The organism is Lactococcus sp. S64, from assembly GCF_016516525.1.
GTDB lineage: Bacteria > Bacillota > Bacilli > Lactobacillales > Streptococcaceae > Lactococcus > Lactococcus lactis.
The window spans coordinates 1-24,695 of sequence record NZ_JACVUQ010000014.1; the positions used below are offsets into that span (position 1 = coordinate 1).

Below are 24,695 nucleotides of genomic sequence, written 5' to 3' on the forward strand. Positions count from 1 at the left end.
TTCGCTTTATTTCATACCACCACTAGCTTTGACAAATTAAAAAAATAAGTCTTTTTTAACTTACTTTTTTCTTCTCTTATCAAAAAACTCCCTATTTTTATTAAAATAGGGAATTCCTCTTCACTCTTCGTCTTCTGAAAATAAGATGGCCTTTATTTTTTCACGAAGGCGATACCGTTGCATGCGAGTTAGTTCTTCTCCTCGCATTTGTCGAAGTAGTAAGTCTTGATAATGTGCGCTCAAACCTTCATATACTTCTGCCAGCAAATGATTGAAGACCACTTCATTATCTGGACTAGTATCACCTGAATTTATCCAGTCTGAGCATTCATAAACATCTAAACCTATAAAATGGTCATGGCTTCGTTTCTTTGCATAACTTCGTCTTAATTCATCTATTAATCTTTGATGATACTTTACCTTAAATTTTGTATGCAGCTTTTGACCATCGCTCTGCTCTTCTAATAGAAGATGTAAAATAATCATCCCCTCTTGAAGATAATCCTCTATTTTCCATGTTCTAATGCGAATTTGTTTCATTAATTTCATAACTATAGGTTTCATTTCTGAAAACAGATTTTCAAAATCCTCTTCTTCCAAGTAATATGTCATTGGAAAGTTCTCCTTTTATATTATCTTTATTTGATTAATTAGTAAGATGATAGAAGGCGGCGAGTGTATATCTAATAAACAGTCAGGGAGCATCTTATTATAATGAGCTATTTTCATATCTATCCTTCCAAGACATTTTTATGGCTTTTATTACATTATAATAATTTTTGCGTGTTTTACCTAACGATATTATGCGAATATTCAGAATTTATAACCCAATAAATAAAAGCAAGGCTATTTACCTTGCTTTTTTATTTTATAAGTAATCAGGAGTAGGTTTATTTTTAAAATAAACTCCTGAAATTCTAGAAGCTGCACCTGGTTCTACAAGTTCTAGCGTTTTTGAAATTTCATCAAATGAACCATCATAGTCACGGCTGTTTTCAAATAATTGAAGCGCTCTTGAGATCCCTTGTGCTACTTGTTCATTTGCAGCTTTATACCGATTAGCATATTGAATCAATTGTTCAGCTAATACCGCATGGTCAGTCAAATTAGTCGTTGCTTCTTTTAAAACGTGCATATCTTCAGTGCTTACGTCAACAAGATGATTAATTGTATCAATGTTGATTCTAACTCGTCCTAATTCTTTGAACAGATTTTGTACTCGATCTCCTGTTGTGAAGAACAAGTCGAGATAATCTTTAGGAAGTCCAGGGAGATTACATTTTTCAACATAACGTTTTATTGTACGAAGTTCAGAATCAAAGCGTTCTGCAATTTCTTGAGCTGCTCTTTCTTCATCTCTGAGTCCTGTAAGGGTATCACTAATCTTAATTTGATTCTTCTCAATATCTTCAAGCGCATTGACTACTGAATTTACTCTACGTGAAAGAATTGAGTAAGGCATTGTTTTAGCTTGAATATTTCCTAGAATTTCATCAACATCTGAGTCAAGAGATTCTAAATGTTCTTGATAACCTCTAACATATCCTTTTTCGTTCCCAGAAAGGATATAGGCTTGTGTAACATGGTCAATTTCAAGGAGAAGATTTTTATTATTTGCTCTGATATGTTCAATATATTCTTTGAGAACTGATGAACGTTTTTCAACATTTCGACGTGCGCTATATTCTCTTTCAAAAATAGCATAAAGTTCTTCAACTTTTTCTTGAATTAAACCAAGTTCAGCTTCTACTCGATCTAGTTCAAATTGTTCTAATAATGAACTACTTTCAACGAGATGATCATGTAAATCATCCATTCTTTCTTTAATGTTGACATTATCGGGAAGAATGTATTCTTCTGCAACGAATTTATCACTCGCTTCTTGCAATTCTTCAAGTCGTTTAGGAACATCTTTTTCAATTGTTTTAATAAATGATGGAATTTGCTCTGTAATTGCACGTAAAGCAATCGTATGTTCTTCAGCAGTCTCCAAAACTTCAGCCGCTTCAATCGGATCACCTGTTGAGTTTAGCGTTACAAACTGAGAAAATTCTGTTTCGATATTGGCTAAATGTTTTTCAAGTTCAGTAATAACTGTTCCATACAAATCTGCATTGTCAGCAATATCGCTACGTAAGTTATCATATAAATCAAGGGACTCTTGAATTTTATTTGAATTACGCTTTTCTTGTTCAACAAGTTGAGCAACACCTTGACGAATTCCTTCGACATCACCTTCCATTAATTCAATTTGGGCCTCACTATCCGCTACAGATTCACGAGCACGGAAAAAATGGAATGAATCGTTTAATTGTTCAGCTTCAAAAATATGTTCTTCCAAATCAGCAAAAGAATTTGATGATAAGTCAAGCCATTTTTGGTTCCATTCACGGAAAATCGTTTGCGATTGTCCGACGAGATGCATTTTTTTAACAGAATCAATTTCTTCTTGAACAGGCAAATCGAAAAGCGATTCCTTTCGCTCTTCTAAGGCTAGTATACGGTCTTCTGTTTTCTTTCGCATTAATATTGCAAAAGCATAAAAGGCTACGAGAATAACTAATAAGACAACAATGAGGATAATGACAGTACTTGACATGCTTTACTCCATAAAATGATTTAATTACTTAAAAATAGTTTAATTACTTAGGTTAGATAGATTTTAAATAGATAGAAAATCTCAAATATAATTATAGCATAATGCGTCAAAGAAATACACTATTTTCTTAGTTTTCTAACCGAAAAGCCCTTTTTTATTTTCAAAATAAAAAAAGCAACCTCTAGAGGCTGCTTTTTAATTAAATTAAAGTCCTGCTTTTGCTGCTTCAACTTCTGCTGCGAAGTCTGTTTCAGCTTTTTCAATTCCTTCACCAACTTCAAAACGTGTGAATGCAATTGCTTTAGCTCCTTTTGATTCAAGGAAAGCTTCGACTGTTTTGCTGTCATCCATGATGTAAAGTTGTGCAAGAAGAGCAAATTGTTGGTCAACTTTTGTATTGTCAACGATGAATTTAGCCATTTTACCCGGAAGAATTTTGTCCCAGATTTTTTCTGGTTTTCCTTCAGCTTTGAGTTCTTCTTCAAATGAAGCTTTCGCTGCTGCAAGAACTTCTTCTGTTAATTGGCTCTTAGAACCAAATTCATGGTGTGGAAGTTCTGGTTTGTTAACAAGTACACGGCTAGCGTTGTCTTCATCAATTTTGTGGTTCATTTGTGCTAATTCAGCTTTTACAAATTCTGAATCAAGTTCATCAGCTGAAAGAACAGTAGGGTTCATTGCAGCGATATGCATTGATACTTGCTTAGCAAGTGTTTCATCTGCACCTTCAACGACAGAAACAACCCCAATTTTACCACCGTTATGTTGGTAAGCTCCAAAGTGTTGAGCATCAGTTTTTTCAATTACTGCAAAACGACGGAAAGTAATTTTTTCTCCGATTGTAGCAGTCGCTTGAACAAGTTCTGCTTCAAGAGTAATACCTGAAGCTGTTTCAAGTGCCAATGCTTCTTCGTTAGTTGCTGGTTTTTTAGACGCAATAAGTTCTGCCGTTTCTTTAACCAAGGCAACAAATTGATCATTTTTAGCTACGAAGTCTGTTTCTGAGTTCAATTCAACAATCGCTGCAACATTTCCGTTTACGGCAATTCCTGTAAGTCCTTCAGCGGCTACACGATCAGCTTTTTTAGCTGCTTTCGCAATCCCTTTTTCACGAAGAAGTTCTGCTGCTGCTTCCATATTTCCGTCAGTTTCAACAAGAGCGCGTTTAGCGTCCATGATTCCTGCACCAGTTTTTTCACGTAATTCTTTTACTTGAGCTGCTGTTACTGCCATTTTGTAAATCTCCTATGTGTTTTTTTCTGTCAGTATTGACAGTAGTTTTATTTAAAAAAACAGGCGAGGCGTAAGGCCTCGCCTGTTGTAGTTACTTAATTAGTATAAGTTGAAGTTAAAATTATTTACCTTCAACGATTTCAGCAAGTTCTTCAAGTGATTCTTCTGAAGCTGCTTCTTCTGCTACGAAATCATCCGCTGCATCTTCACCTTGACGTCCTTCAATGATAGCGTCTGCCATTTTAGCTGTAATCAATTTAACAGCACGGATAGCATCATCATTTGCAGGGATAACTACGTCGATTGGTTCTGGATCTGCGTTTGTGTCAACCATTGCTACAACTGGGATTCCCAAAGTTTTAGCTTCTTTAACTGCGATTTGTTCAGCATGTGGGTCAACGATGTACATAACATCTGGAATACGAGGCATATCAGCGATACCACCGATGAATTTTTCAAGGCGTTCGCGTTCTTTGTTAAGAAGAACTACTTCTTTCTTAGGTAAAACTTCGAAAGTTCCTTCTTCTTCCATTTTGTTGATTTCTTTAAGGCGTGTCACACGTGTTTGGATAGTGTTCCAGTTAGTGAGCATACCACCCAACCAACGGTGGTTTACGTAGTATTGACCAGCGCGGAGAGCTTCTTCTTTAACTGCTTCTGCAGCTTGTTTTTTAGTACCAACAAAAAGAACTACTGCACCTTCTTGTGAAGCGTTTTTTACATAGTTGTAAGCATCGTCAACAAGTTTTACAGTTTTTTGAAGGTCGATAACGTGAATACCATTACGTTCTGTGAAGATGTATGGTTTCATTTTTGGGTTCCAACGACGAGTTTGGTGACCGAAGTGAACACCAGCTTCAAGAAGTTGTTTCATTGAAATAACTGACATGTTAATGTCTCCTTTTAAAATAGTTTTTCCTCTTTCATCTGTCATCCGCAGCCGCAATACTTGCGTACACTACGACTTTGTCGAGACGAAATGCGAGATGGTTGCATAGCAACTCTATCATTATACATTGTTTGACCTATTTTTGCAAGTATCTATTCATGCTTCTATTGTTCAATAAATCTATTTTTCTAGCCACTCCTATTGTCTGACAAATTTAATTGTTAATTTAGGCTCTATAATCACTAAAAGAGTAAGTTTTTAAATTTTTTTCTAAGAAAAAATTAATATTTTTACTGAAACCGCTTTTTTTGTGATAAAATAATTATAGTAAATAAATTAGTTTGTGAGGAGAGAAATATGAAAGAAAAAATCCTTTTAGGCGGCTATACAAAACGTGTATCTAAAGGCGTATATAGTGTTCTTTTGGACACTAAAGCTGCTGAATTATCATCATTAAATGAAGTCGCTGCGATTCAAAACCCTACTTATATCACTCTCGATGAAAAGGGACACCTCTATACTTGTGCAGCAGATAGTAATGGTGGAGGAATCGCCGCCTTTGATTTTGATGGCGAAACTGCTACTCATCTCGGAAATGTCACAACCACGGGAGCTCCACTCTGCTATGTTGCCGTGGACGAAGCGCGACAATTAGTTTACGGAGCGAACTATCATCTTGGAGAAGTTCGTGTTTATAAGATTCAAGCTAATGGCTCACTCCGATTAACGGATACAGTAAAACATACCGGTTCTGGACCACGTCCTGAACAAGCTAGCTCACACGTTCATTATTCTGATTTGACTCCTGACGGACGACTTGTCACCTGTGATTTGGGAACAGATGAAGTCACTGTTTATGATGTCATTGGTGAAGGTAAACTCAATATTGCTACAATTTATCGGGCAGAAAAAGGAATGGGTGCTCGTCATATTACTTTCCATCCAAATGGTAAAATCGCTTATTTGGTTGGAGAGTTAAATTCAACAATTGAAGTTTTAAGTTACAATGAAGAAAAAGGACGCTTTGCTCGTCTTCAAACAATTAGCACCCTACCTGAAGATTATCATGGAGCAAATGGTGTTGCTGCCATCCGTATTTCATCTGACGGTAAATTCCTCTATACTTCTAATCGTGGACATGATTCTTTGACAACTTACAAAGTAAGTCCTCTTGGTACAAAACTTGAAACTATTGGCTGGACAAATACTGAAGGTCATATCCCTCGCGATTTTAATTTCAACAAAACTGAAGATTATATCATTGTCGCTCATCAAGAATCTGATAATTTATCTCTTTTCTTGCGAGATAAAAAAACCGGTACTTTAACTTTGGAACAAAAAGATTTTTACGCTCCTGAAATCACTTGTGTTTTACCACTATAAAAATTTATTTTTTCACAAAGTTTGACTGATAAACTAAAAAAGATTGCTAATTTCTCTCAAAGAATTAGCAATCTTTTTTTCTTCAGTAAAGCTTGTTATAAACCGTTTTCTAAACTTTTGATGAGTGTTTTTGTAAAAACTATCACAATATTGCTTGACATCTATAAAAAACTTTGTTAAACTATTCACGTAAAAGAAAGTGAACGAAATCACAAAGGAGAACCTACAAATATGGCAACTAAAAAAGCCGCTCCAGCTGCAAAGAAAGTTTTAAGCGCTGAAGAAAAAGCCGCAAAATTCCAAGAAGCTGTTGCTTATACTGACAAATTAGTCAAAAAAGCACAAGCTGCTGTTCTTAAATTTGAAGGATATACACAAACTCAAGTCGATACTATTGTCGCTGCAATGGCTCTTGCAGCAAGCAAACATTCTCTAGAACTCGCTCATGAAGCCGTTAACGAAACTGGTCGTGGTGTTGTCGAAGACAAAGATACCAAAAACCACTTTGCTTCTGAATCTGTTTATAACGCAATTAAAAATGACAAAACCGTTGGTGTCATTTCTGAAAACAAGGTTGCTGGATCTGTTGAAATCGCAAGCCCTCTCGGTGTACTTGCTGGTATCGTTCCAACGACTAATCCAACATCAACAGCAATCTTTAAATCTTTATTGACTGCAAAAACACGTAATGCTATTGTTTTCGCTTTCCACCCTCAAGCTCAAAAATGTTCAAGCCATGCAGCAAAAATTGTTTACGATGCTGCAATTGAAGCTGGTGCACCGGAAGACTTTATTCAATGGATTGAAGTACCAAGCCTTGACATGACTACCGCCTTGATTCAAAACCGTGGACTTGCAACAATCCTTGCAACTGGTGGCCCAGGAATGGTAAACGCCGCACTCAAATCTGGTAACCCTTCACTCGGTGTTGGAGCTGGTAATGGTGCTGTTTATGTTGATGCAACTGCAAATATTGAACGTGCCGTTGAAGACCTTTTGCTTTCAAAACGTTTTGATAATGGGATGATTTGTGCCACTGAAAATTCAGCTGTTATTGATGCTTCAGTTTATGATGAATTTATTGCTAAAATGCAAGAACAAGGCGCTTATATGGTTCCTAAAAAAGACTACAAAGCTATTGAAAGTTTCGTTTTTGTTGAACGTGCTGGTGAAGGCTTTGGAGTAACTGGTCCTGTTGCCGGTCGTTCTGGTCAATGGATTGCTGAACAAGCTGGTGTCAAAGTTCCTAAAGATAAAGATGTCCTTCTTTTTGAACTTGATAAGAAAAATATTGGTGAAGCACTTTCTTCTGAAAAACTTTCTCCTTTGCTTTCAATCTACAAAGCTGAAACACGTGAAGAAGGAATTGAGATTGTACGTAGCTTACTTGCTTATCAAGGTGCTGGACATAATGCTGCAATTCAAATCGGTGCAATGGATGATCCATTCGTTAAAGAATATGGCGAAAAAGTTGAAGCTTCTCGTATCCTCGTTAACCAACCAGATTCTATTGGTGGGGTCGGAGATATCTATACTGATGCAATGCGTCCATCACTTACACTTGGAACTGGTTCATGGGGGAAAAATTCACTTTCACACAATTTGAGTACATACGATCTATTGAATGTTAAAACAGTGGCTAAACGTCGTAATCGCCCACAATGGGTTCGTTTGCCAAAAGAAATTTACTACGAAAAAAATGCAATTTCTTACTTACAAGAATTGCCACACGTCCACAAAGCTTTCATTGTTGCTGACCCTGGTATGGTTAAATTTGGTTTCGTTGATAAAGTTTTGGAACAACTTGCTATCCGCCCAACTCAAGTTGAAACAAGCATTTATGGCTCTGTTCAACCTGACCCAACTTTGAGCGAAGCTATTGCAATCGCGCGTCAAATGAAACAATTTGAACCTGACACTGTCATCTGTCTTGGTGGTGGTTCTGCTCTTGATGCTGGTAAGATTGGTCGTTTGATTTATGAATATGATGCTCGTGGTGAAGCTGACCTTTCTGATGATGCAAGTTTGAAAGAACTTTTCCAAGAATTAGCTCAAAAATTTGTCGATATTCGTAAACGTATTATTAAATTCTACCATCCACATAAAGCACAAATGGTTGCAATTCCTACTACTTCTGGTACTGGTTCTGAAGTGACTCCATTTGCAGTTATCACTGATGATGAAACTCATGTTAAGTACCCACTTGCTGACTACCAATTAACACCACAAGTTGCCATTGTTGACCCTGAGTTTGTTATGACTGTACCAAAACGTACTGTTTCTTGGTCTGGTATTGATGCGATGTCACACGCGCTTGAATCTTATGTTTCTGTTATGTCTTCTGACTATACAAAACCAATTTCACTTCAAGCGATCAAACTCATCTTTGAAAACTTGACTGAGTCTTATCATTATGACCCAGCGCATCCAACTAAAGAAGGACAAAAAGCCCGCGAAAACATGCACAATGCTGCAACACTCGCTGGTATGGCCTTCGCTAATGCTTTCCTTGGAATTAACCACTCACTTGCTCATAAAATTGGTGGTGAATTTGGACTTCCTCATGGTCTTGCCATCGCCATTGCTATGCCACATGTCATTAAATTTAACGCTGTAACAGGAAACGTTAAACGTACCCCTTACCCACGTTATGAAACATATCGTGCTCAAGAGGACTACGCTGAAATTTCACGCTTCATGGGATTTACTGGTAAAGATGATTCAGATGAAAAAGCTGTGCAAGCTCTGGTTGCTGAACTTAAGAAACTGACTGATAGCATTGATATTAATATCACCCTTTCAGGAAATGGTGTCGATAAAGCTCACCTTGAACGTGAACTTGATAAATTGGCTGACCTTGTTTATGATGATCAATGTACTCCTGCTAATCCTCGTCAACCAAGAATTGATGAGATTAAACAACTCTTGTTAGACCAATACTAATAATCTATTGATGAAAGTAATTAAAACGCCCATATAAATTTATCTGGGCGCTTTTTTAATAGAATATAAATTAATGTCAAAGGATTATAATTTTTCAATTTCTTCAAAAAGAGCTTTTGCTTCTACTGAGTAACCGTAATCTCCCAAGGTTTGCGCGTGTTTTTTCATTTCTTCAATCGCTCCGTTTTGTTTTTGCAATACTTTATAATGAGCTTCATGATATTTTAAAATAATTTTTTCATAGAAAAAATTGATACTTATTCCTATTTCATTTAAGTGATTGATATATTTAAAAGCTTGCATCAAATTTTCTCGACGTAACCAAGTATCAATAAGATTTAAAAATGTTCTTATTACGATCTGCTGATTGAGATGAATTGAGTGATAATAATTTGCTTTTCCTAAAATTTGCATTCCATAATACTCTAAAGCATTATCATCAAAATGTCGAAGACAATTCCCAAAAATCCATAGTTCATAGCGTCCCCATTCGCTGATAGATTCAAGGTAGTTCATCAAAAAGTCAGTATCTTCCTTAAAAACAGTAGAACCTTTTGCCATTGCTAAGTTGATTTTAACCACTATTTTATTAATCTGATAAAATTTATTATCAGGTTTCTGTTGGCATTTTTCTTCCCAAAAATTTTGAATTTCCTTTATTACTTTGATATTTTTTTGCGCATAAGCCACAGCCAACTCGTGACGGTAGTTGTATTCATCTGATTGTTCATATTCGTTATAAAGGTTTTGAAATTCATCTAAATAGACATTTGAGTTTTCTAAAACGGTAAATAGTTTACCCACCGTAATCTCTGTTTCTCCTTTTTCAAATTTTGCGAGCTGAGATTCTGAAAAATCGCCACCAGTCATTTCTTTTAATTTCAGATGCTTCGTTTCTCTGATAAAAGCAATTATTATTCCGGTTTTTAAATTTTTTTCCATTTCATTTTCCCTTTGTCATATATTCCAAATTTATTAAATTATTTGAAATTATTATACAACTTTGCTTTTAGCTTGTAAACTAGATAAAAAAACTACTGACAGCTTTTCTGTCAGTAGTTTTTTATTTTTCTAAAATAAATATTTTTTCTAGCTAAAAGATAAATTAGGAGAATAAGTAAGGAAATCAGACCAAATATTAAATAAATAAATTCTACAGTTAAATTTTGGGCAATTAGACCGCTTGATAAATCAGCAAAAATAAAAAACAGAGATAAAAATGTATCATATATTGACCAGAAAACTACTCGATTATTTTTTATTAGTTTATTAAATTCCCCAATGAAAAAGTTATTATAGCCACCATTTATTAATCTAAAAATAGAAAATAAAACAATAGTAGTAAATACCGATTTTGTAAAAAATAAAAGAATTGATATTAATGGTAATAGCATAACTATCGATAATTTTTTCCACTTTATTCGACTCCCAATTGCCATACATACATTAAAAGTAAACAAAACAAGCCCTAAATACTTAAGTGGAAAATAATGATATTTCAATAAAATACTACTCCAACTATTGACAGACATGATGAGTGTTGTGACAGTTATTCCTAATAAAATGAATAAGTTTAGCTTAGACGATACTTTTAATCCCTTTCGTAATGTCCTTATATTAATAGTTATTTTTTCTTCTTGTTTTTCTTCTCTTTTTTCTAATTTTATAAAACATAAAAAAATGGTTGAAAAAACAATAAATGCTACTGATATTATGATTGGTAAAAAACGATTGAAATGTAGTATGGCTGGTGTGATAATTGTCATCACTGATATTGCAAGATATTGTATTGAACTGCTGCCTTCAAGATATTTGCGATATGTAACATCATCTGGAAATTGTTCATAAGAAAAAGTTTGCATTACTCCAGAAGATAGAGCTTCTGATATCCCAAGTATGACCGCTGCTAAGATTGCTAAATAAAATTTTTCAAATAAAAATAGGGTAAAAGCAATAATTGACAAAATATTATTAAGTAATAATACTTTTTTTCTATTTTTTTGTTCAGCATAAATACCTAGCGGTAGATTTAAAATCACTCCTATTATTTGCGTCATTGCACTAATAATCATAATCTCAGAATATCTATAACCCAAAGCATTCATAATTAATATGCTAATAAAAAAATAGGGAAGGAGGGACAAAAAGAGTTTAAATAGAAAAAGTTGTTTATATTTGATTATGATTTTCATAGCTAACAAGTTTTATCTTTCGTAAAGTTAGGATTTAATGTTCTTTGTAATTTGGGATAGCATCCCCCCTCGCAAATTCTTAACATTGAGCACTTTAAACAATCTTTATTTTCTGTTTTAAATTCTCTAACTTCTGTATAATTTGAATCGTTTTTCCATATTTCAGCCAATGTTTGATGAAAAGCATTGGAAGTATGCTTTTCACCTAAAAATGCAATACAAGGTAAGACATCCCCGTTAGATAAAATCTCCATTTTCGTATGCTTCGCTCTACAACCAAAATACATATTTTCAAATTCCGATAGATTTTTTCCCTCCTCAATTAACTCTGGAAAAGCCGTAAAATAAAAACATCCTTCAACTGAAAAATTGAAATTATCTATTTTATTATCTAGTAGATATCTTCTAACTTTTTCTTCTAATTTTCTCAGGTCTGATATATTGTATATTTTTGTTATTTTTGTAAAACCAGTCACTTCGGAGTAGTCCGCAATAGAAAAACGGTCAATTTCGTTTTTAATCGCAAACTTCAAGAGCTCCATAATATCCTCTTCACTTTGATTAGAATAAACCGTATTTAATCTGACTTTCTTTTTTCTTTCATGAAAAAGCTTTATTAATTCTATTCCTCTTTTTGCCCTTGTACCCATGAGTTCAAAATTTTTAAAATCATCTATTGATTCAAGAGATATAACTGGGGTAATATAATCAGATTGGCAAATAATATCTATTGTTGATTTTTTTATCTCTTGACCATTTGTTGTTATTGTTGTCACTACTTTCAATGAATCAATAATTTTTAAAAGATTATCTATGTCTTTATATTTCGTTGGCTCCCCACCTAATATAGAAAATGATAAAATTCCATTTTCTTTTGCTTGACTTAAAATCTTTTTCCAATCATCTGCAAGATGAACATTTTCGTCTTCTCTGTTTGCAAGAAAGCAAAAGCCACAATGAAGATTGCAATACATACTAGGATAAATCACTAACTCTAGCGGAAAACTCATTTGATTTAATTTTTTCAGCTCTTTAACCTTACTTTGTATTTTATTAATAATTGAGAAAGAAGATACCTCTTTTTCTTCTATCTCTCCTTTTTTATAAATTTTTTCTCGTAAAATTTTTGTTAGAGAATCAGCATTAAAATATTTTATGTATTCGTTAAATGCTTTTTCTTTTCCCATTTCTTTTACTAAAGATAAAAAAATAGACTCACTTTCTGACAATTCTAATCTGCTAAAATTATTTTTATTTATTAAAATTCCGCCGTTTTTCTCAACTCTAAATAATAATTCATCTGATAAAACGTACATATTAACATCCTTTCTAAATATTACTCAAAAAAAGGCGACTAAACGTCGCCAATTCTGCTATCAAATTTTATTTGCTAGCAGCCCATCCATCTCCCTTAGCCATTGAACTATTTTCCAATACATTTTTAAGCATTGCCAAAAGCTCTGGTTTGGTTGATTGTTCTTTAAGTTCTTTTTGCATAATAAATCTCCTTTTAATATAGACAGATACCAATTTTGATTCAATTGCTATCTGTTATTTTATCAAAATTATTGATAGTATAAATTTTATTTGGAATATATGCCAAAACTCTATTAATTGTTAAGTTCATGAGAAAACCCACGTTGTTACTATATTGGCTCTCTTTTTTTCTTCTTTATTTTTATTACTCTATCTCCAGTTTTTACTTTCAAAACCCCAATTCTAAACTTTTTATAAAAAAATTTATTTTATTTATCTTTTGTCATATATTCCAAAAATATCCGATGAAAAAACTACTGACAGAAAAGCTGTCAGTAGTTTTTATTTTTCTAAATAATCTAAAGCGTCCTGAATAGTTTTGACGGGAACGATTTTCATCTTCGTTTTTAGTTTTTTAGCGGCGGCTTTGGCTCCAAGGTAATTGTTGCTACTTTCCTTTTTGGTGCCTGAATCAGGCACTAAGAAGACTTTTGCCCCTTCTTTACTCGCTGTGGCTACTTTTTTATCAACACCGCCGATTTGACCAATGCTTCCGTCGTGTTCAATCGTCCCAGTTCCAGCAATTTCGCGACCGTTTCGCAAATCTTTTCCTGTCAACTGACTGTAAATTTCTAGTGTAAACATCATCCCCGCAGAGGGACCACCGATTGAACCCGCGTTGACAGTAACTTTCGGAGTCGTCACGACTTCAGTATGGTCAACTAGGCTAATCCCTATTCCTGTTTTACCATTAGCAATTTTGATGTATTTGCCAGTTGACTTGTGCTTTGTGCCGTCAATTCTCGTGTATTCAATCGTTACTGAATCACCGACTTTTTGTTTGGAAACATAAGCAATCATGTCGGCACTTGATGTAAACTGTTGACCATTGACTGCTGTAATCGTATCTGCAAGTTCTAGCTTATTTTTAAAGGTCGAATTTTTGGCAATATCAAGGACATAAACGCCTTCATATTTAAGTTCATAAGGTTTATTAGCTAATTTAAAAGCTTGATAAATCGCTGTATTCTGTGCCGTTTCCATGTAAAACTGGTTGACACGGTTGAACTGTGCGTCGTTAAGTCCACCAGTCATTTCTTGCTCACTATAAATGCTTGTAAAACTATTAAAATGGCTGTAAATCATTGTAGCAAGATTTGCTCGTGCAATTTGGACAGTCGTCAGAAAAAAATCACCTTTATGTTCATCTTTTTTGCCTTCAACTTTGACCATTTTCCCTAAAGGCTCGGTTGTTCCGGGCATTTCCACATAGTAACTCGTTGGATAAAATAAAGCTAAAAGGGCAACAACAATTAGACCAATCGAGATTCCCCATTTTAATTTGGGATTAATTTTTTTATTTTTTTTCATCTAATTTCCTTAATTCACGACTCACATTTTCTGGAACCCAAGCACTGACATCTTGACCAAAGGCATGTAATTCTCGCATCCGTGTTGAATTTAATGGTTCAAGTTCTGGTTTTGCTAAGAAAAAGATGGTTTCAATGCCTGTCATTTCCATATTAAAATAGAACATATTTTTTTCATATTCTAAATCTTGGCTATTGCGCAAAGAACGAACCAGAGCTGTCACGCCAAGTTTTTTTGCGATATTCACTGTCAAATCACGTTCATGTTTGATGACTTTGACTTTATGAGTTACTGACAGGCTTGTCAGTGCTTCTTCTAGCATTTCCACTCGTTTATCAGTTGGAAAAAGTGGATTTTTTTGGTCATTTTTAAAAATTCCAACATAAAGTTGATCAAAATGTTGACTGGCACGTTTGATAACGTCTAAATGACCATTTGTCAGTGGGTCAAAAGTTCCTGTAAAGAGTCCAATTTTTTCTGTCATTACTTTTTTCTTTCTTAATTTACTGACAGAATTTCTGTCAGTAAAAGTCAAAATTCATAAATTGAAATTTTAGAAATTCCGTAAGTTTTTTGTCTGGTCAGCTCTAATTTCCCAATTTGGTCAGGGAGTTCAACTTCCTTGTCTGTTTCACAGACGACAATTACATTTTCTGTCAGTCGTTTTTTCTCTTGCAAAAGTTCTAAGTTTTCAACAATTTGTTCTTTAGCATAAGGTGGGTCTAAGAGGACTAAATCAAAAGTCTCTGACAAGTTTGATAAGACTCGTTCTGCTGACATTTTTAATAATTGAAATTTTTCAGGCTCTTTGGTCATCTTGATATTTTCCAAAATGACTTGTTGAGCTGCTCTGTCTTTTTCGACGAGAATGGCGTGATCCATTCCTCTTGAAATGGCTTCAATTGCCAAACTACCTGAGCCTGCAAATAAATCAAGAACACGTCCCCCTTCAAAATAAGGGCCAATCATATTAAAAATGGCTCCTTTAACTTTATCGGTGGTTGGTCTTGTTGTTTTTCCTGCCAATGTTTTCAGCGGTCTTCCGCCATAATTTCCTGAAACTACTCTCATGAAAATAATTATATCACAAAATTTCAAATGGAGAGCCGAATCTCCCTGTAAGCCTTGGTTTAAAGGTTCTGTCAGTAAAAATTTTCTTATTATTTTACTGACAAAAAAATAAGTTTCTCAAATCAGAATTTCATTCTAACTTTTGAAACTTATTTTTACCTATATTTAACTCATGAATGACTTTCATGCATCCGAATTGCTCGTAGTGAGGGCAGCACACCTAATACAATAATGAAAAACATGAAGATGGTCATTCCAATATTTCCATAAAGACTTGAGAGAGACACAAGGATTCCTGACAAGACCGAAGCGATAGGCTGAGTCACTGAAAAAGCTCCTGTATAAGTTCCCACTTGGTCTCCGTCCATTAAATCGGCCCGCAGAGCCTGTGAAAATGGAACCAAAATCATTTCACCGATTGTTGCTATCAATGCTGCAATCAGTTCCCAAGTTAAATCACGACCAAGAAATGCAATCATGAAGCCCAAACCTTGCAAAATAATTCCAATGGATATTCCACTACTTCGTGACCAGTTTTTGGTTAGTTTGTTGACTCTCCCCATAAATAATACGATGACTAAGGTATTGACCATTAGGAAAATTGTCAGCATCCGTTGTCCATAAACTTCAATTCCAAAAATCCTTGCTGTTCTAAAACTATCACTCAAATGGACTGGAAGATAATAATCAATTTGATTAAAAATCATCGCAATAAAGACCGAAGCAAATAAATAATACATGAAAATACGGTCTTTAGCAACTGTGAAATAGGCTTTAATAATGTTTGATTCTTGCTTATGCTGCTGAGTATCTGGATTGAAGGATTCATCAATCCAAAAAATTACAACCAAACAACTAACGATTTCTTCAATTGTGATAGCTAAAAGTAACCAAACCAAATAATCTCGGAAAAACCAACCTGAAAGTCCTGAACCAATCATGATTGCAAAATTGATAATCCAATATTGAATACTATAAACGACTCGCCGATTTCCACTTGTTGTCAAATCTACAATCATCGCTTGACTTGCGGTGTTAAAAAAGCCAAAACCAAAATTAATAATAAGAAATCCTAAAAAAGTGACCCAAGGATTGAAGTAAAAAGATGAGTTTGCAAATGTTGCTAAAGCTCCACCAAAACCAGTAATGGCAGTTGAGAAAATCATCACAGGTCTTCGTCCCTGAACGTCGGACAAATGACCAGCATAAAGCCCAACCAAGAAAACCATGACTGAACTAATGACTAAAAGTAATCCCGTGATTCCCGCTCCCATATATTTATTGTAGTAAATTGTCATTGAGCCACCCACTGTACTAAAGCAAAGCGTCCCAAAAAAATTCATAATTAAACGAATTTTAAGTGTAGGATGTAATCCAAAAAAATCTTTCATTTTATTTCTTTCTGTTTTTTTCAATAAAAAATCTATCTTGACTCCTTTTCAAGATAAATTCCTGTTTTTAGAAGTCATTTTTTTAATTAATTTTTGTTTTCTGATGTCTATTTACAGCAATAAGCACTAAAATAATCGCTAGAACTTCAGTCAATGCTAAGACTAAAGAAACTCCTGTTGCTTTAATCATTGGTGAAATCGAAACAAGTAAGCCGGCAAGAATGGAGGCAATCGGCATCTTAATTGCGGCAACGCCATTGTAAGAACCAATTTTTTCTGGATTCATCAAATCTGCACCTAAAGTTTGAACACTTGGTGTATAAACAATTTCACCTAAAGTATAAACAATACCGGCAATGAAAATAGGCGTAAACGTCGTTGTCAAAAATGAAAAAATCATCCCAATTGCCATAAATAAACTTCCCCAAATAAATCCTTTTTGGTGTGACCAGTCCTTGGTCAATCGATTTAGGGTGGTCATTAATAGGACCACTAATACACAAGCTAAAATCAAATAAATCGTAAGCATCCGTTGTCCATAGATTTCAAAACCAAAAAAAGTGATTGTTTTAAAACTATTTGATAAATGAACAGGCAAAAAATTATCAAATTGCATGATAATAAAAGTGGTCGCAATATTAGCACCCATAAAAATCATGTAAGTTTTATCTTGTAGCACTGTCTTATAGGCCTGAAAAATATTTTCTGCTTCTTCTTTGGCCTTTACAATCGGTCTAAAAGTCTCAGTCATTACAAAAGTGGTTAAGAAAAATGAGACTAAGACAGTTAAAAGTAATATCACTAAAAGTGCTTCAAATGCTGGTCTAAAAAGCCAAGCACCTAATGCTGCTCCTAAAATAACTGACAAGTTTTGCGCCCAATAATCCAACATAAAAACAACTTTACGATTTTCAGCATTTGATGCATCAATAATCATGGCATTTCCTGCAGTAATCACAAGATTATAACCAAAACTAATCAGCAAAAAAGCAATAAAAGTTGACCAAGGATTCACGTGACCTGGTAAGTTTGAGGCAATGGCTAAAAGAGCTCCCAAAAGTTGAATCACTGTCCCAAAAACCATCACTGGTTTTCGACCATTTCGGTCAGCAAAAAAACCTGCAAGAATTCCTGCGACAAAAGTGGCTACTGCAGATAAGGCAAGCAAAATCCCTGTAATTGCACTTCCCAAATGTTGATTATAATAAATGGTCATTGAAGAAAAAACGGTGCCATATGAAAAGGCACCTAAAAAAACAATTCCTAAACGGAGTTGCAAATTTTTGTCTAAATTCCAAAACTCTTTCATATTATTCCTTAAATTTTCCGATTTTTTTAATTTATCTATAATTGTAGCACAAATAATAAACAAAAACTAGGTGGATTTTTAAAAGTTGTTAATAAAATACAGAGATTGAAAACATAACTTATGAAAATATACAAAAAATCACTGACAGAAATCTTGTCAGTGATTTTTATGACACTTTTAATCAAAGATTAAAGACGGTCATTCAATTCTTTGCTGAGTTCTTCAAATCCTGGTTTACCAAGAAGAGCGAACATATTTTTCTTGTAAGCTTCAACACCTGGTTGGTTGAATGGGTTAATTCCGTTCAAGTAACCAGAAACACCGATAGCAAGTTCAAAGAAGTAAATTGCATATCCAAGTGTGAATTCGTCTTGTTCAGGTAATGTCACGATCATGTTTGGAACATTTCCGTCAGTGTGAGCAAGAAGCACGCCGTCAGCTGCTTTTTTGTTAACGAAGTCAACATCTTTACCTTGCAAGTATCCAAGTCCATCAAGGTCAGCGTCAAGTTCTGGAATGTTGATGTTTTTACGTGGTTTTTCAATACGGATTGCTGTTTCAAAAACAGTACGTGTTCCTTCTTGAATCCATTGTCCTAATGAGTGAAGGTCTGTTGAGAAGTTAGCTGAAGTTGGGTAAATTCCTTTTTGGTCTTTCCCTTCTGATTCACCAGCCAATTGTTTCCACCATTCTGAGAAATATTGAAGGCTTGGTTCGTAATTGATCAAGATTTCTGAGAATTTACCTTTACGGTAAAGGATATTGCGAAGTGCAGCATAGGCGTAAGCATCATTTTCATGAACATTTGTAGAAGTGTATTCTTTACGCGCAGCGTTAGCACCTTCCATCAAAGCTGTGATATCAGCACCTGAAGCTGCAATTGGCAAAAGTCCAACAGCTGTCAATACTGAGAAGCGTCCACCAACTGAATCTGGAACAACGAAAGTTTCCCAGTTGTTTGCGTCCGCATTAACTTTTACAGCACCTTTTTCTTTATCAGTTGTTGCGTAAATACGTTTGTTTGCTTCTTCACGACCGTATTTTTTAACTAACATTTCTTCGAAGACACGGAAAGCAATCGCTGGTTCTGTTGTTGTACCTGATTTAGAGATTACATTTACAGAGAAATCTTTGTCAGCAACGTAATCTACAAGGTCAGCCAAGTATGATGAAGAAATTGAGTTACCAGCATAAAGAATACGTGGTGCTTTACGTTCTTCGGCAGTTTGCAAGTTAACAAAGCTGTTGCTCAAAAAGTCAATTGCTGCACGTGCACCGAGGTATGAACCACCGATACCGATAACAATAAGAACTTCTGAATCAGATTGAATTTTTTTAGCTGCTTTTTGAATACGAGCAAATTCTTCTTTGTCGTAATCTTCAGGAAGGTCAAGCCATCCGATATAATCGCTCCCAGCACCTTTTCCTTCGTGGAGCAATTTAGCTGCCCCGTCGATTTGCCATTGGATTTCGTCTAATTCATTTTCAGCTACAAATGGAGTGAGTTTTGAATAGTCAAATTTAATATGAGCCATTTTAATTCCTTTCAATTTCTCGCTTTTTACGAGAATTTAGCTATTGAAGAACGACAACTTTTGCATTGTTTTATCTTCGAATTTTCTAGTTCATTTTATCACTTTTTCGGCTTTTTAACAATACTAAAGGTTATGTAAGCGCTTATTTGTTTAGCTTTCTATCTGTGAAACTTTTCCAGCTTTGGGACAGCTTTTTTTATAAAAATTTAGTTTAAGATTTCAATGAATATTTATTGTTATCAAAAGATTTACTGATAAGCTAACTCCTAACACTTTTAAGGGTGTCAAATCTCTTTGACGACTGACAAATCAGTCTTTCATGTAAATTTTTGCTAAAATATTAATGATGAAATATACATTTGAAATTGACCTTGACCGTTATAAAAATCTAGCCCAACAAAAACAAAAGACACATAAGAAATTTTTAGCTGGACTTGCCAAAAAACCACCAAAGCAATTAGATAAAATCGTTAAAGAAGTTCATGAAGAGGTTTTTTTAGAAATTGATTGCACCAAATGTGCTAATTGTTGCAAAACCTTAGGCCCTCTTTGGACAGAGGCCGATATTGAACGCGTCGCCAAACATTTAAAAATGAAAGTGAGTGACTTTGAAGCCGCATATCTCCGAACTGACGAAGATGGTGACAAAGTTTTTCAAACCATGCCTTGTCCGTTTCTTGGTTCTGACAATCTCTGTAGCATTTACGAAGTTCGTCCTAAAGCTTGTCGCGAATTTCCCCATACTGACCGTAAAAAGATTTATCAAATCAATAATTTAACGATAAAAAATACACTTTACTGTCCAGCTGCTTATGAATTTGTTGAGAAATTATCTTATAGACTCAAATAAAAATTACTGACAGGTCTGTCAGTAATTTTTTTATTATGCCAAAAGTTCTTTCAAAGCTTCTTTTGTATCTGTCAGTGAATGTCCCAAGGCTTTTTCAAAATCTTTAGATTCCACATCTAAATCTTTTGCTTCAATATCTTTTTGGAAGCCGAGGAAAAGTTCCGCTACAAAATCTGGAAGTCCAGTTTCAACTAAATGACTGACAAAAGTTTTGTCATCAGCAGCGACTACTTCAAATTCCTTATCAGAAACTGCTTTTAGTGCTTGAGCAAGTTCGGCGTAAGTCAATCTTTTTCCTGAAAGCTCCAAAACTTCTGGAAAATCTGCTCCAGCAAGTGCTTTTGCTCCAACTTCTGCATATTCGCGTTTCAAAGCCCAGCCCACTTTACCTGTTTGTGCATTGTAAACAAATTTTCCAGTTGAAAGTGCAGCAGCAATAATTGGCATTTCATTTTCAAAGTACCAGTTATTACGTAAAAATGTGTGGGCAATTCCTGATTTTTCAATCGCCTTTTCAGTATAGATGTGGTCAGCAGCTAAGTCACTTGTTGCCCTTTCTGCTTGAGGAAAACTTGTATAAGCAATATAAGAAATTCCAGCACTTTTGGCTGCATCAACAACATTTTGATGCTCAGCTTGACGATTTCCCGGCGCTCCTGAAACAAAAAGCAAACGGTCAATTCCTGTAAATGCTTGTTCTAAAGCAGTTAAATCTGAATAATCTGCCAAACGTACATCGAAACCTGCCGCTTTGAGTGGGGCTGCTTTTTCTTCTGTGCGAGCCAAAACTACAATATCAGAAATTGGAACCAATTCTTTCAAAAATCCGAGTGCATAAGTACCATATCCACCTGTCGCACCTGTTACTAAATATTTCATGTTAAATCCTCCATTTTTTATTATTTTTTATATTTTAAAGTAGCTTGCTTTTTTGACTACCTAAGTGTATAATATCATTGTACTATCACTATGTAAAGTAAGCACTTGAAAGTTAGATACACCCCTTTTAGATACTATTGTATAATATCAACGATTTGAGGTAATAAAAAAATGAAAAAAATTTCTGAACTTCCAGATTGTCCTGTTGAAACAGCACTTGTTTTGATGGGCGACCGTTGGAAAATGCTCATTGTCCGTGATTTATTAGAGCGAACCATGCGCTTTGGCGAACTTCAACGTTCAGTTGGACATATTTCACAAAAAGTTTTGACCCAACATTTACGTGCCCTCGAAGAAAGCGGGCTAGTTCATCGTGAAGTCTATGCAGAAGTACCCCCTCGTGTTGAATATTCACTGACAGAACTTGGAAGAACCCTCAAGCCCATCCATGATACGATGGCAGCTTGGGGAAATCTTTATAAAAAAGAAATCAGCAAAGCTTAAAGATAAAAATTACTGACAGGAAATTCTGTCAGTATTTTTTGTTTAATTATTTATAAATTTCTGCGCACTTTTTCTAATTTTTCAAAAATACGGTGAACAATCGGTCAGTAAAACAGCTGATTTCTGGATTTTTCTACTATTTATTTTAGGTCAAAGTATCAATCTACATAAAAAACAAGTAGAAAATTTGCTATCTTTCTTATTTTTTTGATTTTATTCTAAAAAAACCAGTAGCTTTTGAGCTACTGGTTTTTTATTTATGATTAGTTTTCTTTCAATTCTGCGATACGAGCTTTCACAGTATCAAATTTTTCTTGATAATCGGCTAATTTATCTTTTTCTTTTTGAACAACTTCTGCTTTAGCATTCGCAACAAAACGTTCATTACCCAATTTTTTATTCACTAAATCTAACTCTTTTTGCCATTTGGCAAGTTCTTTTTCAAGTCGAGCAATTTCTTCTTCGATGTTAATCAAACCAGCCAATGGTAAGTATAATTCTGCTCCAGTAATGACCGCTGACATCGCTTGTTCTGGAACCGCCAAGTCTTTAGCAATTGTTAATTCTGAAGGATTAGTGAAACGGCTGATATAAGGAGAAACAGCATTAAAGAAATCTGCATGTTCAGATTTAATCAACATTGGGACAGCTTTAGACAATGGAGTATTAACTTCAGCACGAATATTACGAACGGCTGTAATTAATTCAATTAACATCGCCACACCTTCGCTTGCCTTGTCATCATTAAATTCTGGACGTACTTTTGGATATTCGGCAACAACAATTGAACCAGAAGTATTTGGTAATTTTTCAAAGATTTCTTCAGTGAAGAAAGGCATAATTGGGTGTAATAGACGTAAAACTTGATCTAAAACATGGAGCAATACTGCACGTGTAATGTCTTTTTCAGCTTCATCCTCACCAAACATAACTTCTTTTGTTAATTCCAAATACCAGTTTGCAAACTCATCCCAAATGAAATTGTAAAGAATATGACCAGCGACACCAAATTCAAATTTATCCATTTGTTCAGTCACGCGCCGGGCAGTATCATTCAATCGTGTCAAAATCCAACGGTCAGTGACATTACCAGCAGTTTTATTTGCAACTTTTGTCAAAGCCGAAGAAACAGCATCAGCGCTGACATCTTCTGCATTCATCAAAATATAACGTGAAACATTCCAAATTTTATTGATGAAATTCCAAGCGGCATCCATTTTATCATAAGAAAAACGCACATCTTGTCCTGGTGCAGAACCATTTGATAGGAACCAACGGAGTGCATCAGCTCCATACTTTTCAATCACATCCATTGGATCAATTCCGTTACCAAGCGATTTAGACATTTTACGTCCTTCTTCGTCACGAATCAAACCATGAATCAAAACATTGTGAAATGGTGATTTACCAGTGAATTCTAAAGATTGGAAAATCATGCGTGAAACCCAGAAGAAGATAATATCATAACCTGTTACAAGGGTACTTGTTGGGAAATAACGTTTGAAGTCTGCTGAGTTTTCATCTGGCCAACCCATTGTTGAAAATGGCCACAAAGCTGAACTAAACCAAGTATCGAGCACATCTTCATCTTGTGTCCAACCTTCTCCCTCAGGTGCTTCTTCACCAACATACATTTCACCCGCTTCATTATACCAAGCTGGAATTTGATGTCCCCACCAAAGTTGGCGTGAAATAACCCAATCATGAACATTTTCCATCCATTGCATGAAAGTATCATTGAAACGTGGCGGATAAAATTCTACTGCATCTTCTGTTGTTTGATTAGCAATTGCATTCTTAGCTAATTCGTCCATTTTGACAAACCATTGTGTTGATAAACGTGGTTCAACAACCACTCCTGTTCGCTCTGAGTGCCCAACTTCATGGCGGACTGGTTTTATATCAACCAACTGCCCCAATTCCTTGAGGTCAGCAACAATTTGTTTGCGGGCTTCAAAACGGTCAAGACCTTCATATTTTCCACCATTTTCATTGATGGTTCCGTCATTGTTCATCATGTTAATCATTGGCAAATCATGACGCATCGCAACTTCAAAGTCATTAGGGTCATGAGCAGGTGTAATTTTTACAACCCCAGTTCCTTTTTCCATATCAGCATGGTCGTCTGTCAAAATCGGAATGACACGATTAATGATTGGGAGGATAACATTTTTGCCCACTAAATGTTTATAGCGTTCATCTTTTTCATTGACGATAACAGCTGTATCACCAAGGAAAGTTTCTGGACGTGTTGTGGCGATTTCAACAAACTCATCACTTCCTTCAATTTGGTAAGTGATGTGGTAAAAAGCCCCATCAATTTCTTTGTGAATGACTTCAATGTCTGACAAAGCAGTCATCGCTTTTGGATCCCAGTTGATGAGTTTTTCACCACGGTAAATCCAACCTTTATTGTAAAGTTGAACAAAAACTTTACGAACCGCTTGTGAAAGGCCTTCATCAAGAGTAAAACGTTCACGAGAATAATCCACTGAAATCCCCATTTTACCCCATTGTTCCTTGATTGTTGTGGCATATTCATCTTTCCACTCCCAAACTTTATCAAGGAATTTTTCACGTCCAAGGTCTTGTGGTAAAATACCATCTTCAGCAAGGCGGGCAGCAACTTTTGCTTGAGTGGCAATCCCCGCATGGTCCATTCCTGGCAACCAAAGTGTATCAAAACCTTGCATCCGTTTTTGACGGATGATGATGTCTTGCAAAGTTGTATCCCAAGCATGACCCAAGTGGAGTTTTCCTGTCACATTTGGTGGTGGAATAACGATGCTATAAGGCTCTGCATCGGGATTTCCAGAAGGTTTGAAAACATCAGCTTCAAGCCATTTTTCGTAGCGTCCTGCTTCAACCTCTGTCGGGTTGAATTTTGGGCTTAGTTCGTTTGTCATGTTTTTCTCCTTTGGGTACAAAAAAAGCACCCTGATTTATTCTCCAGGGTGCTTCCGCACGGTACCACCTGATTTTCGTCAATTGACGACACTCATTTTATGCCATAATTTTCTTGAAATGACGCAACCTTCATAAAGTTTGACTGAACACTTTCACCAACCGT

At 35.2% G+C, this 24,695-nt stretch carries 20 protein-coding genes; 4 read left to right on the forward strand and 16 right to left on the reverse strand.

The genetic code is table 11. The annotated features are described in order from the left end of the window. Window positions 1–120: 120 nt before the first annotated feature. The 4 genes from IAE51_RS11150 to rpsB all read right to left on the reverse strand — a co-directional run bounded on the left by IAE51_RS11150 (window position 121) and on the right by rpsB (window position 4,721). Window positions 121–612, reverse strand: coding sequence for a hypothetical protein (locus IAE51_RS11150; protein WP_012898637.1), 492 nt, complete (start codon window positions 610–612; stop codon window positions 121–123). A 256-nt stretch (window positions 613–868) separates the two neighbouring features. Continuing rightward, entirely contained in the window at window positions 869–2,599 is a 1,731-nt protein-coding gene (gene ezrA, locus IAE51_RS11155; RefSeq protein WP_003132670.1) for a septation ring formation regulator EzrA, read from the reverse strand. A 204-nt stretch (window positions 2,600–2,803) separates the two neighbouring features. Continuing rightward, entirely contained in the window at window positions 2,804–3,832 is a 1,029-nt protein-coding gene (gene tsf, locus IAE51_RS11160) for a translation elongation factor Ts (RefSeq protein ID WP_010906339.1), read from the reverse strand. Window positions 3,833–3,953: 121 nt separating this feature from the next. Further along, a complete protein-coding gene (rpsB, locus tag IAE51_RS11165) occupies window positions 3,954–4,721 on the reverse strand; it encodes a 30S ribosomal protein S2 (RefSeq protein ID WP_010906340.1) in 768 nt (255 codons plus the stop codon). A 357-nt stretch (window positions 4,722–5,078) separates the two neighbouring features. Between rpsB and IAE51_RS11170 the strand changes: the two genes are divergently transcribed. Beyond that, the gene (locus IAE51_RS11170) at window positions 5,079–6,104 is read left to right on the forward strand and encodes a lactonase family protein (RefSeq protein ID WP_012898638.1); all 1,026 of its coding nucleotides are present in this window, start codon (window positions 5,079–5,081) and stop codon (window positions 6,102–6,104) included. Between the two features lie 231 nt (window positions 6,105–6,335). After that, the gene (adhE, locus tag IAE51_RS11175) at window positions 6,336–9,047 is read left to right on the forward strand and encodes a bifunctional acetaldehyde-CoA/alcohol dehydrogenase (RefSeq protein ID WP_200095499.1); all 2,712 of its coding nucleotides are present in this window, start codon (window positions 6,336–6,338) and stop codon (window positions 9,045–9,047) included. A gap of 84 nt (window positions 9,048–9,131) precedes the next feature. On the opposite strand, the gene IAE51_RS11180 is transcribed toward adhE, so the two are convergent. From IAE51_RS11180 to IAE51_RS11225, 10 genes are all read right to left on the reverse strand, one after another. Then, a complete protein-coding gene (locus tag IAE51_RS11180) occupies window positions 9,132–9,989 on the reverse strand; it encodes an Rgg/GadR/MutR family transcriptional regulator (RefSeq protein WP_058203259.1) in 858 nt (285 codons plus the stop codon). Window positions 9,990–10,099: 110 nt separating this feature from the next. Then, entirely contained in the window at window positions 10,100–11,239 is a 1,140-nt protein-coding gene (locus IAE51_RS11185; protein WP_012898644.1) for an MFS transporter, read from the reverse strand. Between the two features lie 2 nt (window positions 11,240–11,241). Beyond that, a complete protein-coding gene (gene kwcM, locus IAE51_RS11190; protein WP_058203260.1) occupies window positions 11,242–12,555 on the reverse strand; it encodes a KxxxW cyclic peptide radical SAM maturase in 1,314 nt (437 codons plus the stop codon). A 67-nt stretch (window positions 12,556–12,622) separates the two neighbouring features. Further along, complete coding sequence (locus IAE51_RS11195) at window positions 12,623–12,736, reverse strand: KxxxW-cyclized peptide pheromone (protein ID WP_011836076.1); 114 nt, start codon at window positions 12,734–12,736, stop codon at window positions 12,623–12,625. A gap of 321 nt (window positions 12,737–13,057) precedes the next feature. Further along, entirely contained in the window at window positions 13,058–14,086 is a 1,029-nt protein-coding gene (locus IAE51_RS11200; RefSeq protein ID WP_003132657.1) for a SepM family pheromone-processing serine protease, read from the reverse strand. Then, a complete protein-coding gene (gene coaD, locus IAE51_RS11205; protein ID WP_010906348.1) occupies window positions 14,073–14,570 on the reverse strand; it encodes a pantetheine-phosphate adenylyltransferase in 498 nt (165 codons plus the stop codon). The genes IAE51_RS11200 and coaD overlap by 14 nt, the downstream gene beginning before the upstream one ends. 47 nt (window positions 14,571–14,617) lie before the next feature. After that, window positions 14,618–15,157 (reverse strand): 16S rRNA (guanine(966)-N(2))-methyltransferase RsmD, encoded by a 540-nt coding sequence (rsmD, locus tag IAE51_RS11210; protein ID WP_015427191.1) that lies wholly within the window; start codon window positions 15,155–15,157, stop codon window positions 14,618–14,620. A gap of 170 nt (window positions 15,158–15,327) precedes the next feature. Beyond that, complete coding sequence (locus tag IAE51_RS11215; RefSeq protein WP_012898647.1) at window positions 15,328–16,548, reverse strand: MFS transporter; 1,221 nt, start codon at window positions 16,546–16,548, stop codon at window positions 15,328–15,330. Between the two features lie 82 nt (window positions 16,549–16,630). Beyond that, a complete protein-coding gene (lmrP, locus tag IAE51_RS11220; protein WP_012898648.1) occupies window positions 16,631–17,857 on the reverse strand; it encodes a multidrug efflux MFS transporter LmrP in 1,227 nt (408 codons plus the stop codon). Between the two features lie 188 nt (window positions 17,858–18,045). Then, window positions 18,046–19,392: a glucose-6-phosphate isomerase gene (locus IAE51_RS11225; RefSeq protein ID WP_010906353.1), complete on the reverse strand. Its 1,347-nt coding sequence runs from the start codon at window positions 19,390–19,392 to the stop codon at window positions 18,046–18,048. Window positions 19,393–19,735: 343 nt separating this feature from the next. Between IAE51_RS11225 and IAE51_RS11230 the strand changes: the two genes are divergently transcribed. Continuing rightward, window positions 19,736–20,242 (forward strand): YkgJ family cysteine cluster protein, encoded by a 507-nt coding sequence (locus tag IAE51_RS11230; protein WP_021467077.1) that lies wholly within the window; start codon window positions 19,736–19,738, stop codon window positions 20,240–20,242. A gap of 33 nt (window positions 20,243–20,275) precedes the next feature. Here IAE51_RS11230 and IAE51_RS11235 read toward each other — a convergent pair whose 3' ends face one another. Continuing rightward, window positions 20,276–21,121, reverse strand: coding sequence for an NAD(P)H-binding protein (locus IAE51_RS11235; RefSeq protein WP_200095501.1), 846 nt, complete (start codon window positions 21,119–21,121; stop codon window positions 20,276–20,278). 171 nt (window positions 21,122–21,292) lie between these two features. On the opposite strand from IAE51_RS11235, the gene IAE51_RS11240 reads away from it, so the two are divergent. After that, the gene (locus IAE51_RS11240; RefSeq protein WP_023164672.1) at window positions 21,293–21,625 is read left to right on the forward strand and encodes a helix-turn-helix domain-containing protein; all 333 of its coding nucleotides are present in this window, start codon (window positions 21,293–21,295) and stop codon (window positions 21,623–21,625) included. A 263-nt stretch (window positions 21,626–21,888) separates the two neighbouring features. Here the strand turns inward: IAE51_RS11240 and IAE51_RS11245 are convergent, their stop codons facing one another. Continuing rightward, complete coding sequence (locus IAE51_RS11245) at window positions 21,889–24,531, reverse strand: valine--tRNA ligase (RefSeq protein ID WP_200095503.1); 2,643 nt, start codon at window positions 24,529–24,531, stop codon at window positions 21,889–21,891. Window positions 24,532–24,695 lie beyond the last annotated feature (164 nt).

What these genes read in the sequence shown, in the direction of transcription:
- IAE51_RS11150 (WP_012898637.1), bottom strand. Translation starts at nt 612, where the DNA reads ATGACATATTACTTGGAAGAAGAGGATTTTGAAAATCTGTTTTCAGAA.
- ezrA (WP_003132670.1), bottom strand. Translation starts at nt 2,599, where the DNA reads ATGTCAAGTACTGTCATTATCCTCATTGTTGTCTTATTAGTTATTCTC.
- tsf (WP_010906339.1), bottom strand. Translation starts at nt 3,832, where the DNA reads ATGGCAGTAACAGCAGCTCAAGTAAAAGAATTACGTGAAAAAACTGGT.
- rpsB (WP_010906340.1), bottom strand. Translation starts at nt 4,721, where the DNA reads ATGTCAGTTATTTCAATGAAACAACTTCTTGAAGCTGGTGTTCACTTC.
- IAE51_RS11170 (WP_012898638.1), top strand. Translation starts at nt 5,079, where the DNA reads ATGAAAGAAAAAATCCTTTTAGGCGGCTATACAAAACGTGTATCTAAA.
- adhE (WP_200095499.1), top strand. Translation starts at nt 6,336, where the DNA reads ATGGCAACTAAAAAAGCCGCTCCAGCTGCAAAGAAAGTTTTAAGCGCT.
- IAE51_RS11180 (WP_058203259.1), bottom strand. Translation starts at nt 9,989, where the DNA reads ATGGAAAAAAATTTAAAAACCGGAATAATAATTGCTTTTATCAGAGAA.
- IAE51_RS11185 (WP_012898644.1), bottom strand. Translation starts at nt 11,239, where the DNA reads ATGAAAATCATAATCAAATATAAACAACTTTTTCTATTTAAACTCTTT.
- kwcM (WP_058203260.1), bottom strand. Translation starts at nt 12,555, where the DNA reads ATGTACGTTTTATCAGATGAATTATTATTTAGAGTTGAGAAAAACGGC.
- IAE51_RS11195 (WP_011836076.1), bottom strand. Translation starts at nt 12,736, where the DNA reads ATGCAAAAAGAACTTAAAGAACAATCAACCAAACCAGAGCTTTTGGCA.
- IAE51_RS11200 (WP_003132657.1), bottom strand. Translation starts at nt 14,086, where the DNA reads ATGAAAAAAAATAAAAAAATTAATCCCAAATTAAAATGGGGAATCTCG.
- coaD (WP_010906348.1), bottom strand. Translation starts at nt 14,570, where the DNA reads ATGACAGAAAAAATTGGACTCTTTACAGGAACTTTTGACCCACTGACA.
- rsmD (WP_015427191.1), bottom strand. Translation starts at nt 15,157, where the DNA reads ATGAGAGTAGTTTCAGGAAATTATGGCGGAAGACCGCTGAAAACATTG.
- IAE51_RS11215 (WP_012898647.1), bottom strand. Translation starts at nt 16,548, where the DNA reads ATGAAAGATTTTTTTGGATTACATCCTACACTTAAAATTCGTTTAATT.
- lmrP (WP_012898648.1), bottom strand. Translation starts at nt 17,857, where the DNA reads ATGAAAGAGTTTTGGAATTTAGACAAAAATTTGCAACTCCGTTTAGGA.
- IAE51_RS11225 (WP_010906353.1), bottom strand. Translation starts at nt 19,392, where the DNA reads ATGGCTCATATTAAATTTGACTATTCAAAACTCACTCCATTTGTAGCT.
- IAE51_RS11230 (WP_021467077.1), top strand. Translation starts at nt 19,736, where the DNA reads ATGATGAAATATACATTTGAAATTGACCTTGACCGTTATAAAAATCTA.
- IAE51_RS11235 (WP_200095501.1), bottom strand. Translation starts at nt 21,121, where the DNA reads ATGAAATATTTAGTAACAGGTGCGACAGGTGGATATGGTACTTATGCA.
- IAE51_RS11240 (WP_023164672.1), top strand. Translation starts at nt 21,293, where the DNA reads ATGAAAAAAATTTCTGAACTTCCAGATTGTCCTGTTGAAACAGCACTT.
- IAE51_RS11245 (WP_200095503.1), bottom strand. Translation starts at nt 24,531, where the DNA reads ATGACAAACGAACTAAGCCCAAAATTCAACCCGACAGAGGTTGAAGCA.